Raw genomic sequence first — 15,015 nt, 5'->3', positions numbered from 1 at the left:
CCCCATCCCCGAGCAATTCGGCCGCATAACTGTCCTCCACCCACGCCGACAGCACCAGCACCGGCAGCCCGGGAGGAATCTCCCTGGCCCGCACCGCTGCCCGCAGTCCGTCATCTGTGAAGGTGGGCGGCATCCGCACATCGACGACCACCACGTCGGGCCGATCGGCGGTGACCACCCGCAGGAAGTCGTCGGCATTGTCGACCGAGGCGATCACATCGATCCCGGCGGTCTTCAGCAGCAGGGCAAGTCCCTCCCGCAGCAGCGCATCGTCTTCGGCGATCACCACGCGCATGACGCCACCACCCTGTCCACCGCTTCCCTCAACATGGCAACTCCACTCGCACCTCGGTAGGCCCGCCTGCGGGACTGCTCAGCACCATCCGCCCGTCCAGCGCCTCGGCCCGCCGCCGAATCCCGGCCAAGCCACCCCCGTCGACCTCCTGGGCGCCGCCGCGGCCGTCATCCCGGATCGCCACGGTCAGCGTGTCGGCCTCGCCGCCCAGCTCGACCCGAAGGTGCTGCGCCCCAGAATGTTTCGTGGCATTCGTCAGCGCCTCCGTGATGACGAAGTAAGCCGCCGCCTCGACCGCCGCGGGTCTTCTGACCGCGCGCGATGCCGCCGACTCCGCACCCGCTGCGGCGGAGCCCGGCACCGGGGGTGGTTCGGCAGGGCCGAGGGCCAGTTCGACCGGAATGGGGGAGCGCGCGGCCAGCGCTGAAATCGCGCTCGCCAGACCGCGATCCGCCAGGACCGGCGGATACACGCTGCGCACGACGTCCCGCAGTTCCGACAGTGCCGCCTCGGCGGTGTCCTGCGCCTTGCGGACCAGGTCGTCGGCCGCCGCCGGATCCCGTTGCCGCAGTTGATCGGCCAGACCCAGCTGCATGATCACCGCCGCGATCCGGGCCTGTGCGCCGTCGTGCAGATCCCGTTCGATGCGCCGCAACTCCGCCCCGTGCGCGTCCAGTGCCGCCGCGCGGGTGGCGGTCAGCTCGGCGACCCGGATCTCCAGATTCGCGCCGGGCACCGGGCCGAGCAGAGCCTGGGCCAGCAGCGCCTGTCCCCGCGCGACGACGGGAATCTGCAGGGCCACCCAGGCCAGGGGAATCGAGGTCAGCGCCGCGGCCACCGCGAGTGGCCAGGAGGTCACGGTGATCCCGAAGGTCTCCATCGGTGACGACAGTAGCTGCCAGTAGACCGGAATCGCCGCCTGTGCCCCGACGCCGACCGGGAAGGTCACCGCCAGCACCGCCAGCACGATCCCGGGCAGGAAGTGCACGACCATCCAGGCGATATCGCGCCAATTGGCCGGGTCTCGGAACACTGTTGCAAGCTTCTCCCCGAGACCGCCGCGCAGCGGTTGGTAGGTCACCTCGATCGGTGCGCCGAGCCGCTTACCCGCCCGCCGCCGCTCGAACTCAACCAGCGGTCGGATCAGCCGCAAAACCTCCGGAATCGCGGGTATGCCCACGCCCACCAGGCTCGCGGCCGCCACCACCAACAGCGCGAACACCGCGAACAGCGACGCCACCGCGGTGAGCCCGCCGACCAGCAGATAGCCCACGGCCCCGGGCAACGCCCGCAGTCGGACACCGAGCCACCCGGCCACGGACGATCCCGTGGCCGGGCGGTCGGAGGCGGTGGTCATCCCACCACCCTAGGCATCGCTCAGCGCTGCTTGCCGCCGCGCTCCTTGTACATGCGGCGCTGGTCCTTGTTGATCTGTTTCCACGCCTTCGTGCGCTCGGCGCGGGCGCGGGCGTCGGTGCGGGAGGCCAGCCACTCGTTCTCCCGGCTCAGCTTGCGGTAGCTGGTCAGGCGGCGCTGGGGCAGCGCACCGGAATCGATGGCCGCGAGTACGGCGCAGCCCGGTTCGGTCTCGTGCGCGCAGTCGGCGAAACGGCATTGCGCGGCGAGGGATTCGATATCGCTGAAGGTGCGGCCGATGCCCTCGGTGGCATCCCAGAGGCCGACCGATCGCAGCCCGGGGGTGTCGATGAGGGTGCCGCCGCCGGGGAGCGGACGGAGTTCGCGGTGGACGGTGGTGTGCCGTCCGCGCTTGTCGCCCTCGCGAACCGCGTTGGTGGCGAACACTTCCGCGCCGAGCAGCGCATTGGCGAGGGTGGACTTGCCCGCGCCGGACGGACCGATCAGGGCGACCGTGCCGATCAACAGCGCCCCGAGCACATCCATGCCGACGCCGGTGGCGGCGCTGACCGCCAGCACCGTGACGCCGGGCGCGGCGGCGCGCACGGCATCGATCGGAATATCGTGCGCGAGATCGGCTTTGGTGAGCACCACGGTCGGCTGGGCGCCGGATTCCCAGGCCAGCGCGAGCAGCCGCTCGATGCGCCCGAGATCCACATCCCCGTCACCGGCGGTGCAGACCAGCACGGTGTCGACATTCGCGGCCAGCACCTGATGCGCGGATTTGGCCCGGGAATCGGGTTGTCCGGAGACGGCGGCCCGGACGATGGCGGTCCGGCGCGGCAGCAGCGCCCGCACGGTGCGGCCGTGATCGATGGCCACCCAGTCGCCGGTGCACAGCCCGCTGATCTCGGAATCCGAGCGGGGGAGCTGGGCACGCACCACCGCGGCCGTCAATCGGCTTTGGATGTCGGCGGTGGGGAGGGGTGCGGCGATATCGCATTCGCTGCGATCCATGCGGATCACGCGGGCCGGAATCAGATCGTCGCCGAGCAGCGGAAGGTAGTCGGAGGCGAGAGCGGAGTTCCAGCCGAAGGGAACGAGCAGGTCGAAATCGACCGATGCCATTTGTGGAGTCCTTTGACGGGCCGAGCCCGGAACGCGGACTCAGCGAGAGGAATTCGAGGTGGATACATGAGCCGCGCGCACAAACGCGGGCACGACAATCCGCAAGGCCGTCTTCACGAAACTCCACCTCCCATCTCTCCTCATGCCGTCACCGAAGCGACCGCGCCCAACAAGAACGGGGACAACCTTCGCAGGCTGTCCCCGTTCGCGCAACGTATTTTCCGACCCCTACGACGTGGGCTTGTCGAACTGCTCGCGACGCCCCATCCGCTGCAAGCGCAGCCACTCCATCAACCCCGCCGGATCCTTCTGCTGCACCAGGAAGAACCACCCGAACCGGGCGACCTCCTGCGGCAACAGCTTCCGCATGCCCGGCTGCGCCATCAGATATCCGCGGTTGCGATAGGTGAAGTGCCGCTTGACCGGATCATCCGGATACTGCGTGTGCATGCGCCCGCCGAGAATCGGCTTGAACTCCGCCGAACCATTCGGATGCAGGTACGCGGTCTGCAGACAGGTGCCGAACGGCAGCCCCGACCGCACCAGCCGCCGGTGCACCTCCACCTCGTCACCGCGCACGAACAGCCGCAGATCCGGCACGCCGATCTTGTCCACGGCCTCCGCGGAGACCAGCGCGCCATTGAACAGCGAGGCGATGCCGGGTAGGAAATCCTCGTCGCCGAGCTCCGACCGCAGCCGCCGCCACACCACGCCCCGGCGCAGCGGGAACGCCAGCCGGTCCGGGTCGTCGATATCGGCGACCACCGGCGACACCTCGACCAGCCGATGCCGCTTGGCGCAATCGAACAGCGTGGCAAGCACTTCCGGCCCGTCGGGCCGCCCGTCGTCGTCGGCCAGCCACACCCAGTCCGCGCCCATGGTGAGCGCGTGCAGCATGCCCAGCGCGAAACCGCCCGCGCCGCCGAGATTGTGTTCCGAGCCGAGGTAGGTGGTCTCCATGGGCTGCTGCTTCACCAGCTCGCCGACCTCGGCCTCATTGCCGTTGTCCACCACGATCAAATGGTCGATCGGCCGGGTCTGGCTCGCGAGCACCTTCAGCGACTCGGCCAGCAGTTCCCGGCGCTTGTGTGTGACGACGATGGCGACAATGCGCGCATCGTCGCCGTACACAGGGGTGGACTGCTCACTCATACGGGATTCCGTTCCGGTTCACGTTCACGTTCCAGATCCCGCAGCACCTGCGCCACGTGATCACCCGCCTCCGGGCCCTCGTAGGCTCGCACGACTTCCTCGATACCCCCGTGCATTCGCACGTTGCCGTGGTCGATCCAGAGAGCGGAATCACACAACTGCGCCAGGAATTCATTGGAATGCGAGGCGAACACCAGAATGCCGGAGCGGGACACCAGTTCCTGCAGGCGGATTCGCGCCTTCTTCATGAATTCCGCGTCGACCGCGCCGATGCCCTCGTCGAGCAGCAGGATCTCGGGATCGATGGAGGTCACCACGCCCATGGCCAGCCGCACCCGCATACCGGTGGAGTAGGTGCGCAGCGGCATCTCCAGATACTCGCCCAGCTCGGTGAAATCGGCGATCTCATCGATCTTGGAGAGCATCTGCTTACGGGTCTGGCCGAGGAACAATCCGCGAATGATGATGTTGTCGTACCCGGAGATCTCTGGATCCATGCCGACACCGAGATCGAAGACCGGCGCCACGCGGCCGCGAATGCGCGCACTGCCGCGGGTCGGTTCGTAAATGCCCGAAAGCAGGCGCAGCAGCGTCGATTTGCCCGCGCCATTGTGGCCGACCAGCCCGACCCGGTCGCCCTCCTTGAGCGAGAGGTTGATATCGCGCAGCGCCTCGATCACGACGACATCGGACTGATTGCGTCCGATGGCGCCGCCCGCCTTGCCCATGAACGCCTTCTTCAGCGAACGGGACTTGGCGTCGAAGATCGGGAACTCCACCCACGCGTTCTGGGTTTCGATACTCACATGGTCGGTCATTGAGCCTTCACACCCAGTAGGGGACGCGGGAACGGAACTGCTTCATGGCCACCACGGCGACCGCCCAGCCGACCACGGTGATGGCCAGCACCACGATCCAGGACCGCAGCGGCTGCGGCTCCCCGAGCAGGGGCGCGCGCACGATCTCCAGGTAATGGTAGGTCGGCACCAGCTCGACCAGCTTGGCGCGCTCGCTCACCGAGCCGCCCTGATCGTGCAGCGACTTGGTGCTCCACATGACCGGGGTCAGCACGAACAGCATGAGCGTCATGCTGCCCAGGATCGGCGCGATATCGCGGTAGCGGGTGCTGAAGATGCCGAAGGCGATGGACACCCACATGGCATTGGCGAACAGCAGCAGGATGCCCGGAATCGCCAGGATCGCCGTCCAGTGCAGGTCCCGCCAGACGCCGAAGCCCACCAGCATGACCAGATAGATCACCAGGTTGTGCGCGAAGAACAGGAACTGCCGCCACACCAGGCGATACACGTGCACGCTCAGTGCCGACGGCAGCTGTTTGATCAGGCCCTCGTTGGCGATGAAGACATCGGAGCCCTCAAGGATGCTGGCATTGATGACATTCCAGACGATCAGGCCGACCGTCACATAGGGCAGGTAGGTGTGCAGCGGCTGATGGAACAGGGTGGCGTAGAGGAATCCCATGGCCGCGGCCTGCACGCCGGTGGCGATGGTGATCCAGAACGGGCCCAGCACCGAGCGGCGATAGCGCTGCTTGATGTCCTGCCAACCCAGCGATAGCCACAGCTCACGCTGGCCGAATCCGTCACGGAAGTCCTTGAACGCGCGACGGAACGTCTGGGAATCCGACACTAGCGGCACCGGAGCATTGTCCGGGGTCGCCTCGGCCTCGACCGAGTCGGGGGGAGCAGCAGCAGGCACAAGACCCGACCTTATCTAATAGCTATCCCATTGCGACGAGAACCTGCCGCCGACCCCGACATATCTGCGGCAGGCTGTGTCTCCGGACACCTCGTCAGAGGTACTGTCCGCCGCCCGAACTCTGCTGGCCGCGCGCGTCGCCGCCATGGCTCACGCCCGGCGGCAGCGCCTGGCGCATTTGTTCCAGCTGCGCGCGGGCCGCCATCTGCTGGGCGAACAGCGCGGTCTGGATGCCGTGGAACAGGCCCTCGAGCCAGCCCACCAGCTGGGCCTGCGCGATGCGCAGTTCCGCGTCGGACGGCACGGTGTCGTCGGTGAAGGGCAGGGCCAGCCGCTCGAGCTCCTCGCGGAGTTCGGGCGCCAGACCGGTTTCCAGTTCGCGGATGGAGGTGCGGTGGATCTCGCGCAGCCGGGTGCGGGAGGCGTCGTCCAGCGGCGCGTGGCGGACCTCCTCGAGCAGCTGCTTGATCATGGTGCCGATGCGCATGACCTTCGCGGGCTGCTCCACCATGTCGGCCAGCGATTCCGTATCGCGCGATTCATCCGAATCGCGCGAATCGTGCTCGCCGACAAACTGTCCGGTGATCTCCACCGGTTCGCCGCCGATCTGCGCCGCCGCCGGGATGAACAGCGGCTTGCCCTCGGGCCCGACCACGACAATGGATTCCGGAACCCCATCCGATTGCGTCATGCCCCCATCCTGCCGAATCCCGGCCGAACCCGCTAAGGGCACCCCGAATGCAACCAGGAAGAGACCTGCCCGAATCCGCTTGTGTAACGGCTAGCGCCATCCGAAACGAAGCCGTGGATAGACCGGGCCGAAGACGTCCCGTCCAGTTTGTACGGTAGATGCAGGTCGTCCCAGTCTCGAAGGTCGCTTCCATGCCTACCGTTACCCAGTTGTGCCCTCTCCCTTTAGAGTGGCCAGCATGACTTACGACGTCGCACGGGTGCGGGGCCTCATACCGTCCCTGGGCGACGGCTGGATCCACCTCGACCCGCAAGCGGGCATGTTGGTCCCGGATTCGGTATCGCGGGCCGTCTCAACGGGTTTCCGGACCTCCGCCTTCTCGCATTCCAATCGGCACGGCGCGGCCCAGCGCAGCGCCGCGATCCTGGAGGCCGCGCGCGAGGCCGTCGCCGATCTGGTCGGCGGCGATCCGGCGGGCGTGGTGCTCGGACCGGACCGCGCGGTACTGCTGGCCTGGCTGGCCGAATCGCTGAGTTCCAGGCTGGGTCTGGGCACCGGGATCGTGCTGTCGCGTCTGGATGACGAGGCCAATGTGGCGCCGTGGCTGCGCATCGCGAATCGCTATGGCGCGCACGTGCGCTGGGCGGAAGTGGAGATCGAGACCTGCGAGATGCCGGCCTGGCAGTTCGAGGAATTGATCGGGCCCACCGCGCGACTGGTGGCCTTGACGGCCGCCTCGCCCATCGTCGGCTCCGCGCCCGCCGTGCGGGTGGCCGCGGACCGCGTGCACGAGGTCGGCGGTCTGCTGGTCGCCGACTGCTTCGGCGCCGCGCCCTACGCGCTCATCGATATCGACGAACTCAATGCCGACGTGATCGCGCTCAGCGCCCCCGCCTGGGGCGGCCCGCAGATCGGCGCGCTGGTCTTCCGCGATCCCGCGTTCCTGGACCGGATTCCGTCCATGTCGCTGAATCCCTATGCCAAGGGCGCGGAACGGCTCGAGGTGGGCGGCCACCAGTACGCGCTGCTGGCCGGGCTCACCACCTCCATCGACTATCTGGCCTCCCTCGACGAGCGCGCCAGGGGCACCCGCCGCGAGCGCCTGGAGATGTCGATCACCTCGCTGCAGGACCACCACGATCAGCTCTTCGAGGATCTGATGGCCGTGCTGGACACCATCCCCAACCTGACGGTCATCGGCCGCGCCTCCACCCGCATCCCGACGGTCAGCTTCACCATCGCGGGCATGCAGGCGGAGAAGGTCTCGGCCAAGCTGGCCGACGCCCGCATCGGCACGCTCAGCGGCTCGCACGGCGGCAGCCGCCTGCTCGACGCGCTGGGCGTCAACGACGAAGGCGGCGCCGTCACCATCGGACTCGCGCCCTACACAACGAGATTCGAGATCGAACAGCTGGGCAGGGCGCTCGCCGCGCTGGATACCTAGAGCTCCCGAATCTGCAGGACGACCTTGCCCACCGTCTGGTCGGAGTCCAGTAGACGGTGGGCCTCGGCGACATCGGTGACCGGAATTTCGGCCGACACCACCGGCACCACGGTGCCGTCCGAAATGAGCGGCCACAGGTGGCGGCGCAACTCGGTGATGATCTCCGCCTTCGACCCGCGCCCGTGCTCGGGCCGCCGGCGCAGATTGGTGGCGTGAATCGAACCCCGCTTGCCCAGCAGCACACCGAGATTCAATTCCGCCTTGACGCCGCCCTGCATGCCGATCACCACCAGGTGCCCGTCCTCGGCCAGCGCTTCGACATTCCGTTCCAGATATGCCGCGCCCATCACGTCGAGAATGATGTCCGCGCCGGGATATTCGCTGTGCAGGGTCGTCACGAAATCGTGCTCGCGGTAATTGATCAGCACCGTCGCGCCCAATTCCCGGCACCGGTCCAGCTTGAACTGCGATCCGGCGGTGACCGCCACCCGCGCGCCCAGCGCCCGCGCCACCTGGATGGCGTGCGTGCCGATTCCGCTGCCGCCCCCGTGAATCAGCAGCAATTGCCCACTGTGCAGCCCGGCGGTCATCACCAGATTGGACCAGACCGTGGCCGCCACCTCCGGCAGCGCGGCCGCCGCGGCCACATCCAGTCCCTCCGGCACCGGTAGCAGCTGGGTCGCGGGCGCGTTCACCCGCTCGGCGTAGCCGCCGCCGGCCAACAGCGCGCACACCCGGTCCCCGGCCCGCCAATCCCGCACCCCGGCACCGACTTCCGCTACCACCCCGGACACCTCCAGGCCCAGGATCTCGCTGGCCCCGGGTGGTGGCGGATAGAAGCCCTGCCGTTGCAGCAGATCCGCGCGATTCACCCCCGCGGCCACCACATCGATCGCTACCTCGCCCGGTCCGGGCGCGGGCAGGTCGTCCACCTGCGCCCATTTCATGACCTCGGGCCCACCGAAACCGTCGAGCGTCACCGCATACATGAAAACGAGCGTACGACCGGATCCCACCGATTACTGTCAGGCCACCCTCGGTGTGGGCACAGCATCCGCTCAGCTTCGCCCGGCACCGTGGGTTGGGTAATCGAGAGGAGCATCCATGTTCACCACCCTCGCCGTCCTCGGCGGCATGGTCATCCTGGCGGCCATGGCGATGTCCGGCTTCATCGCGGAAGACGCGCCCCGCGCCCTGGTCCGCGTGCGCAAACGCTGAGTTCACGGTTGCGGAAGCACTGAGTTCGCGGCTGCGAAAACCATGACGGAGTCCGGTATTTCCGGACCCGAAAGTTACGCTCTGGGAAAGTAACTTCGACCCCGTCCGCGTCGGGGTGGAAGGTACTAGCGTTCCGGGGCATGAGCAGTTTCGTCGATTTCCAGAACGAGATCTATCTCTCCGGCCTGGCGGGCATCGTCCCGGCGCTACCGATGACGGCGGCGGGCCTGGAAGAGCGGGCTCGGGAAGTGCTGGATCCGGCGGCCTTCGCTTATGTGGCGGGCAGCGCGTCGTCCGAACGCACCGCGCACGCCAATCTCTCCGCGTTCGAGAAATACCGGCTGCTGCCGCGAATTCTGCGCGGCGCGAGCGGTCCGGGTGTGCGCGACCATTCCGTCGAGGTGCTCGGAACCCATTTGGCCGCACCGATTCTCACCGCGCCGATCGGCGTGCTGGGGCTGCTGCACGAACACGGCGAGACCGTGGTCGCGGAGGTGACCCGGGAACTGGGCCTGGGCATGTGCCTGTCCACCGCCGCCTCCTCGACGATCGAGCAGGTCGGCGAGCGCGCCGGGGCGTGGTGGTATCAGCTGTACTGGCCCGATGACATGGAGCTGGCCCGCTCCTTCGTCGAACGCGCCGAAAAGGCCGGAGCCAAGGCCATTGTCGTCACCGCGGACACCCCGAGCCTGGGCTGGCGGCCGCGCGATCTGCGGCTCGGGCACCTGCCGTTCCTGCAGGGCAAGGGGATTGCCAACTACCTGTCGGATCCGGTCTTCCGCGCCAAGCTGTCCGCCCCGCCCGAGGAGAGCGAGGAGGCCATGCGCGCCGCGATCCTCACCTGGATCGGACTTTTCGGGAATCACGGTCTGCGCCCGGCGGATATCGCCCGGCTGCGCGACTGGACCGAACTGCCCATCGCCGTGAAGGGCGTGCTGCACCCCGACGACGCCCGCCAGGTGGTGGACGCGGGCGCGGACGCGGTGGTGGTGAGCAATCACGGCGGCCGCCAGGTGGACGGCGCGATCGGCGCGCTGGACGCCCTGCCCACCATTGTCGCCACCGTCGGCGATCGCGCGGATGTGCTGTTCGACTCCGGGATTCGCACCGGCTCCGATGTCATGATCGCGCTCTCACTCGGTGCGAAGGCCGTCCTGTACGGCCGTCCCTGGGTGTACGGTCTGGGCCTAGCGGGGGCCGACGGCGTGCGCCACGCGCTGCGTACCCTGCTCGCGGATTTCGATGCGGCCATGGGACTTTCGGGCTGCACCGGTCCGCACGACCTGAGCCGCACCATGATCTCCTCCTACCGCGTTTAGCGGCGCGGCGGGGGAGGAACACTGCTCTGGGATGTGTCCGGGCCGCCGAGCCGAGGAGGGGCGATCAAGCGCCGTCACAACAACGAGCGGGTGGCCGTCGAGACCGGCGGGCGCGTCGCGTCCGAACCGAGGTGGCTCACCCCCGAACAGCAGCGGGCCTGGCGGGCCTACATGGACGGCAGCCAGCGGCTGATAGCCGACCTCAACCGGCAGCTGCAGCGCGACTGCGACCTCTCCTTCGCCGACTACCGCATTCTGGTCAAGCTCTCCGAGGCCTCCGGCCGCGCGCTGCGCATGAGTGATCTCGCAGACGGCGTGCTCTCCTCCCGCAGCCGCCTCACCCATCAGATCCGCCGCATGGAATCCCAGGGCATGGTGCGCCGCATCGCCGCCGAGGACGACGGCCGCGGCGTACTGGCCCAGCTCACCGACGAGGGCATGCGCCGACTACGCGCGGCCGCGCCCGGGCATGTCGCGGCCGTGCGCCGCTTCTTCGTGGATCTGCTCACCCCCGCCCAGCTGGCCGCCGTCGCCGCCGCCCTCGACCTGGTGAACCAGGCCGCCGACCACCGCGCCGGAATCCGGGAGATAGCCGATATCGATTGACGGGTGCCCGCCGATCGGAAGTCCGGGGCAGACCGCACGCGCCATCAGTTAGTATCAACCGCCTGGAAGCGTGGCAGAGCGGCCGAATGCACTCGCCTTGAAAGCGAGCGTCGCGAAAGCGACCGGGGGTTCAAATCCCTCCGCTTCCGCCATTTCTTATCGATGATGAGGTGTGTGCGTGCGCGGTTGGATCGGTATGGGTCTGGCCGTTCTCGCCCTCCATGTGCTCGGCTGGGGCACCCTGCTGCTGTTCGTGGTGCCGAGCCAGCACGTGGTGCAGGGCTCGGTCTTCGGAGTCGGGCTGGGGATCACCGCCTACACCCTCGGCATGCGGCACGCCTTCGACGCCGATCACATCGCCGCCATCGACAACACCGTGCGAAAACTGGTGGCCGAGAACGGGCGTGAGAAGTCGCGGACCGTCGGATTCTGGTTCGCGCTGGGGCATTCCAGCATCGTGTTCGTGATGGTGGCGCTGCTCGCCTTCGGCGTGCGGGCGCTGGCCGGATCGATCGAGGACGAGGGCTCCGGCCTGCACCGCTGGACCGGACTGTGGGGGACCAGCGTCTCCGGCAGCTTCCTCATCGCTATCGGACTGCTGAATCTGGCGTCGCTGGTTGGCATTTGGAAGGTGTACCGGCGCATGCGCGGCGGCGACTTCGACGAGGCGAAGCTGGAGAACGCGCTCGCGGAACGCGGCCTGCTCAACCGGATGCTCGGCCCCGTCATGCGACTGGTGCGCAAGCCCTGGCAGATGTACCCGGTCGGGCTGCTGTTCGGGCTCGGGTTCGACACCGTCACCGAGGTCGGCCTGCTGGTCATCGCGGGCGGCGCGGCCGCCACCGGACTGCCCTGGTACGCGATTCTGGTGCTGCCGCTGCTGTTTTCGGCGGGCATGGCGCTGTTCGACGCGCTCGACGGCGCGTTCATGAGCCACGCCTACGACTGGGCCTTCGCCCGGCCGGTCCGCAAGATCTACTACAACCTGGTGATCACCGGGCTCTCGGTGGCGGTGGCGCTGCTCATCGGCGTGCAGGAGATCGTGTCCATCTTCGTCGAGAAGCTGGATATCTCTTCGGGTTTCATCGCCTGGATCGGCAATCTGGACCTGGGCAGCCTCGGCTACCTCATCGTCGGGCTGTTCGTGCTCACCTGGGCGGTGGCGCTGGGGGTGTGGCGCTACACCGACATCGAGGCGCGCTGGGAACGTGATCTCGCCGCCGATTGATCGTTTCTGGTAAATGTGGCTGAGTGGTCAGCCGCCGCGCGTCCCGCCTCCTCGGTGCCCTCACCGGTGCCGTCCTGCTGGCCGGTGCGTTGACCGCGCAAGGCCCCTCGGCCCTGTCCGATCCACCCGTGGAGACCGGATCCAACGAGGAATCCGCGCCCGGCGTGGACCCGGTGCACCCCGGGCAGGCGCGCATCGAACGCGTGGAACCGCTGTCCGGCAACCTCTTCGGCGTTTCCGTCGCCTCCCCGGCCATGGGCCGCACCGTCGAGATCCAGGTGCTGCTCCCCGAACACCGCGACGCACCCCGCCCCACCGTCTACATGCTCGACGGCCGCAGCGCCTCCGCCGAGGCCAACAACTGGACCGCCCGCGGCGGCGCCCTGCGCTTCTTCGCCGACAAGAACGTGAACGTGGTCTTCACCCTCGGCGGCCCAGCCAGCTACTACACCGACTGGCTGCGCAGCGATCCCAAGCTCGGCACCAACCGCTGGGAGACCTTCCTCACCCGGGAACTGCCGCCGCTCATCGACGCCCGCTTCCAGGGCGACGGCAGCAACGGGCTGGAGGGCGTCTCCATGGGCGCGGAGGCCGCCATGATGCTGGCGACCCGCAATCCGGGGCTCTACCGCGCCGTGGCGGCCCACAGCGGCTGCTACGCAATGAGTTCCGACTTCGGGCAGGCCCAGGCGCGCGCGGTGGTCGGCACCTTCGGCGGGGAGCCCGACAACATGTTCGGCCCCGCCGACAACCCGCAATGGGCGGCTCACGATGTGCTGAACCACGCGGAAGCCTTGCGCGGCAAGGCCGTCTACCTCTCCGCCGGCAGCGGCCTGCCCGGCGAGCACGACACCCCCGGCAATCCGGATCTGCGCAACGCGGTGCTGTTCGGCGGGCCCATCGAGGCGGGAGCCGACATGTGCACCCGCCAATTGGCCGACAGGCTCGCGCAATTGGGCATCGCGGCCACGGTGAACCGGCGGCCCACCGGAACGCACTCCTGGCCCTACTGGGCCGACGAACTGGCCCGCTCCTGGCCGACCGTGGCGGCCGGATTGGGGATCGGGTAGCCGTGCCGCAGCAACGACGTGGGGTCTAGCCCAAGAACCGCGCGACGATCTCCGGATCGGTGGCGAAGCGCAGGAACGCGTCGTTCTCGTGCGGATCGCCCGCCGTGACGCGCACGCCGTCCGTGCCGTAGGGCCGGATGATGACCCCCGCTTCGGTACTGGCCGCACCGTATTCGGCGCTGCGCTCGCCCAGCGGCAGCCACACGAAGTTGGAGTGGCTGACCGGCACCCGGTAGCCCGCCGCCAGCAGCGCCTCCCGCATGCGATCGCGTTCGGCCACAACGGCATCGGTGCGCTCGAGCAGCTCGTGCCGCGCCTCCAGCGAGGCGATCGCCGCCGCCTGCGCCACCCGGCTCACGCTGAACGGGATGTGCACCTTCATCAGCGCCGTGATCACCTCCGGCGCGCCGACCGCGTACCCGACGCGCAGCCCGGCCAGGCCGTACGCCTTCGAAAACGTGCGCAGCACCAGCACATTCGGGCGGGTGCGGCCCAGCTCGACGCCATTGGGGAAGTCCTCGCCGGGGATGCGCAGGTACTCGAAGTACGCCTCGTCCAGCACCACCAGGACATCGCCCGGCACCTTGTCGAGGAACTCGACGATCTCGGCCCGGCCGCGCGCGGTGCCGGTCGGATTGTTCGGGTTGCAGACGAACACCACGCGCGTGTTCGGGGTGATGGCCGCCGCCAAAGCGTCCAGATCGTGGGTGAATTCACCGTCCAGCGGCACCATCACCGCCTTCGCCCCCGCCACCTGCGTGACGATCGGGTAGGCCTCGAACGAGCGCCACGCGAACAGCACCTCGTCCTCGGGACGGCGGCAGGTGATCTGCACCAGCTCCTGGCACAGCGCCACGCTGCCGCAGCCGGCCGCCACGTTCTCGATCTCCACACCCAGGAAATCCGCGAGCGCGCCGCGCAATTCGACGGCGTGGTTGTCGGGATACCGGTTCGACAGCTCGACCGCCTCGGCGATGGCCTTGGTCACCGACGGCAGCGGCGGGAAGGTGGTCTCGTTACTGGCCAGCTTCACCGCGCCGGGGTGGGTCTTCCCGGCGACGTACGCCGGGATGGCATCGAGGTCCGGGCGAATGTGCGCACTCACCCCTCTACCCTATGTCCCGCTCGTCCGGGGCCGCCCGGGGGTGGCGGCGCGGGTGCGGCCGCGTTTGCTCGAATGCCGCTCGGCCAGAATATCTCCGGAAGATCGGACCGCCGGAAAGATTTATCCCGTTTTTACCTAGCGCAACTACAGTGGCCCTATGTCGGGCATCTATCGAGAACACGCCCCTGTGCACGACACGACCACGGTCCCGCTCACCGTGCTCGAACCCGAGGGACATGCCCGCGGCGGCATCGTGGTGTTGCACGAATCACGCGAATTCACCGAGCCATTGCTGGAACTCATGCACGCGCTCGCCGCGGACGGCTGGACCGTCCTGGCCCCCGATCTCTTCCACCGACCCGTCAACGGCGCCGATCCGGACCGCGTCTTCGGCGACGACCTCTTCGCCGATTTCGACGCCTGCTTCGACTGGCTCACCGCGCACGGCGTCTTCCGCGACTGCATCGGGGTCCTCGGCTTCGACTCCGCGGGCACCGCCGCCGCCCTGGTCGCCACCAACCGCCGCGTCGGCGCCGCGGTCAGCGTCGCCGCCCCCGGCATCGAGACGCCCCTCACCCCGCAGGCCATCTCCCTGCTCGCCGCCACCCCCGGGCGGCCCCGGACGAGCGGGACATAGGGTAGAGGGGTGAGTGCGCACATTCGCCCGGACCTCGATGCCATCCC

14 protein-coding genes, 1 tRNA gene and 1 pseudogene are annotated in these 15,015 nt (G+C 68.4%); 7 read left to right on the top strand and 9 right to left on the bottom strand.

Going from position 1 to position 15,015, the window contains the following annotated elements; all coding sequences use genetic code 11:
• The 7 genes from ACAM49_RS32595 to ACAM49_RS32565 all read right to left on the bottom strand — a co-directional run.
• Positions 1-295, bottom strand: a 295-nt coding sequence (locus ACAM49_RS32595; protein ID WP_369639392.1) for a response regulator, incomplete at its 3' end; no start/stop codon positions are given.
• A gap of 28 nt (positions 296-323) precedes the next feature.
• A complete protein-coding gene (locus ACAM49_RS32590; RefSeq protein ID WP_369639391.1) occupies positions 324-1,652 on the bottom strand; it encodes a sensor histidine kinase in 1,329 nt (442 codons plus the stop codon).
• Positions 1,653-1,672: 20 nt separating this feature from the next.
• Positions 1,673-2,779, bottom strand: coding sequence for a ribosome small subunit-dependent GTPase A (gene rsgA, locus ACAM49_RS32585; RefSeq protein WP_369639390.1), 1,107 nt, complete (start codon positions 2,777-2,779; stop codon positions 1,673-1,675).
• 228 nt (positions 2,780-3,007) lie between these two features.
• Positions 3,008-3,931, bottom strand: a complete 924-nt coding sequence (locus tag ACAM49_RS32580; RefSeq protein ID WP_369639389.1) for a glycosyltransferase — start codon at positions 3,929-3,931, stop codon at positions 3,008-3,010.
• Positions 3,928-4,749, bottom strand: coding sequence for an ABC transporter ATP-binding protein (locus ACAM49_RS32575; RefSeq protein WP_369639388.1), 822 nt, complete (start codon positions 4,747-4,749; stop codon positions 3,928-3,930). Before ACAM49_RS32575 ends, ACAM49_RS32580 begins: the two co-directional genes overlap by 4 nt.
• 7 nt (positions 4,750-4,756) lie before the next feature.
• Positions 4,757-5,590, bottom strand: a complete 834-nt coding sequence (locus tag ACAM49_RS32570) for an ABC transporter permease (protein ID WP_369639387.1) — start codon at positions 5,588-5,590, stop codon at positions 4,757-4,759.
• Between the two features lie 154 nt (positions 5,591-5,744).
• Positions 5,745-6,341, bottom strand: a complete 597-nt coding sequence (locus ACAM49_RS32565) for a bacterial proteasome activator family protein (RefSeq protein ID WP_040802404.1) — start codon at positions 6,339-6,341, stop codon at positions 5,745-5,747.
• Positions 6,342-6,579: 238 nt separating this feature from the next.
• Between ACAM49_RS32565 and ACAM49_RS32560 the strand changes: the two genes are divergently transcribed.
• Positions 6,580-7,785, top strand: coding sequence for a cysteine desulfurase-like protein (locus ACAM49_RS32560; protein ID WP_369639386.1), 1,206 nt, complete (start codon positions 6,580-6,582; stop codon positions 7,783-7,785).
• Here ACAM49_RS32560 and ACAM49_RS32555 read toward each other — a convergent pair.
• Positions 7,782-8,774, bottom strand: a complete 993-nt coding sequence (locus ACAM49_RS32555) for an NAD(P)H-quinone oxidoreductase (RefSeq protein WP_369639385.1) — start codon at positions 8,772-8,774, stop codon at positions 7,782-7,784. The two genes, ACAM49_RS32560 and ACAM49_RS32555, sit on opposite strands and share 4 nt — an antisense overlap.
• Positions 8,775-9,143: 369 nt before the next feature.
• On the opposite strand from ACAM49_RS32555, the gene ACAM49_RS32550 reads away from it, so the two are divergent.
• The 5 genes from ACAM49_RS32550 (at position 9,144) to ACAM49_RS32530 (ending at position 13,226) form a co-directional block, all read left to right on the top strand.
• Positions 9,144-10,322: an alpha-hydroxy-acid oxidizing protein gene (locus tag ACAM49_RS32550; protein WP_369639384.1), complete on the top strand. Its 1,179-nt coding sequence runs from the start codon at positions 9,144-9,146 to the stop codon at positions 10,320-10,322.
• A gap of 171 nt (positions 10,323-10,493) precedes the next feature.
• Positions 10,494-10,928: a MarR family winged helix-turn-helix transcriptional regulator gene (locus tag ACAM49_RS32545; protein WP_369639394.1), complete on the top strand. Its 435-nt coding sequence runs from the start codon at positions 10,494-10,496 to the stop codon at positions 10,926-10,928.
• A gap of 64 nt (positions 10,929-10,992) precedes the next feature.
• Positions 10,993-11,080: transfer RNA gene (locus ACAM49_RS32540), tRNA-Ser, on the top strand.
• 44 nt (positions 11,081-11,124) lie between these two features.
• Positions 11,125-12,156 (top strand): HoxN/HupN/NixA family nickel/cobalt transporter, encoded by a 1,032-nt coding sequence (locus ACAM49_RS32535; protein ID WP_369639393.1) that lies wholly within the window; start codon positions 11,125-11,127, stop codon positions 12,154-12,156.
• A 23-nt stretch (positions 12,157-12,179) separates the two neighbouring features.
• Entirely contained in the window at positions 12,180-13,226 is a 1,047-nt protein-coding gene (locus ACAM49_RS32530) for an alpha/beta hydrolase (RefSeq protein WP_369639383.1), read from the top strand.
• 25 nt (positions 13,227-13,251) lie between these two features.
• Here the strand turns inward: ACAM49_RS32530 and hisC are convergent, their stop codons facing one another.
• Entirely contained in the window at positions 13,252-14,331 is a 1,080-nt protein-coding gene (gene hisC / locus ACAM49_RS32525; protein ID WP_369639382.1) for a histidinol-phosphate transaminase, read from the bottom strand.
• 157 nt (positions 14,332-14,488) lie between these two features.
• On the opposite strand from hisC, the pseudogene ACAM49_RS32520 reads away from it, so the two are divergent.
• Positions 14,489-14,929 (top strand): annotated as a pseudogene (locus ACAM49_RS32520) (dienelactone hydrolase family protein); the annotation flags it as partial.
• Positions 14,930-15,015: the final 86 nt, after the last annotated feature.

This window comes from Nocardia sp. JMUB6875 (assembly GCF_041154655.1).
In the GTDB taxonomy this organism is placed as follows: domain Bacteria; phylum Actinomycetota; class Actinomycetes; order Mycobacteriales; family Mycobacteriaceae; genus Nocardia.
Note: the sequence above shows the minus strand (reverse complement) of the source record. Positions and strands in the feature narration are given on the sequence as shown.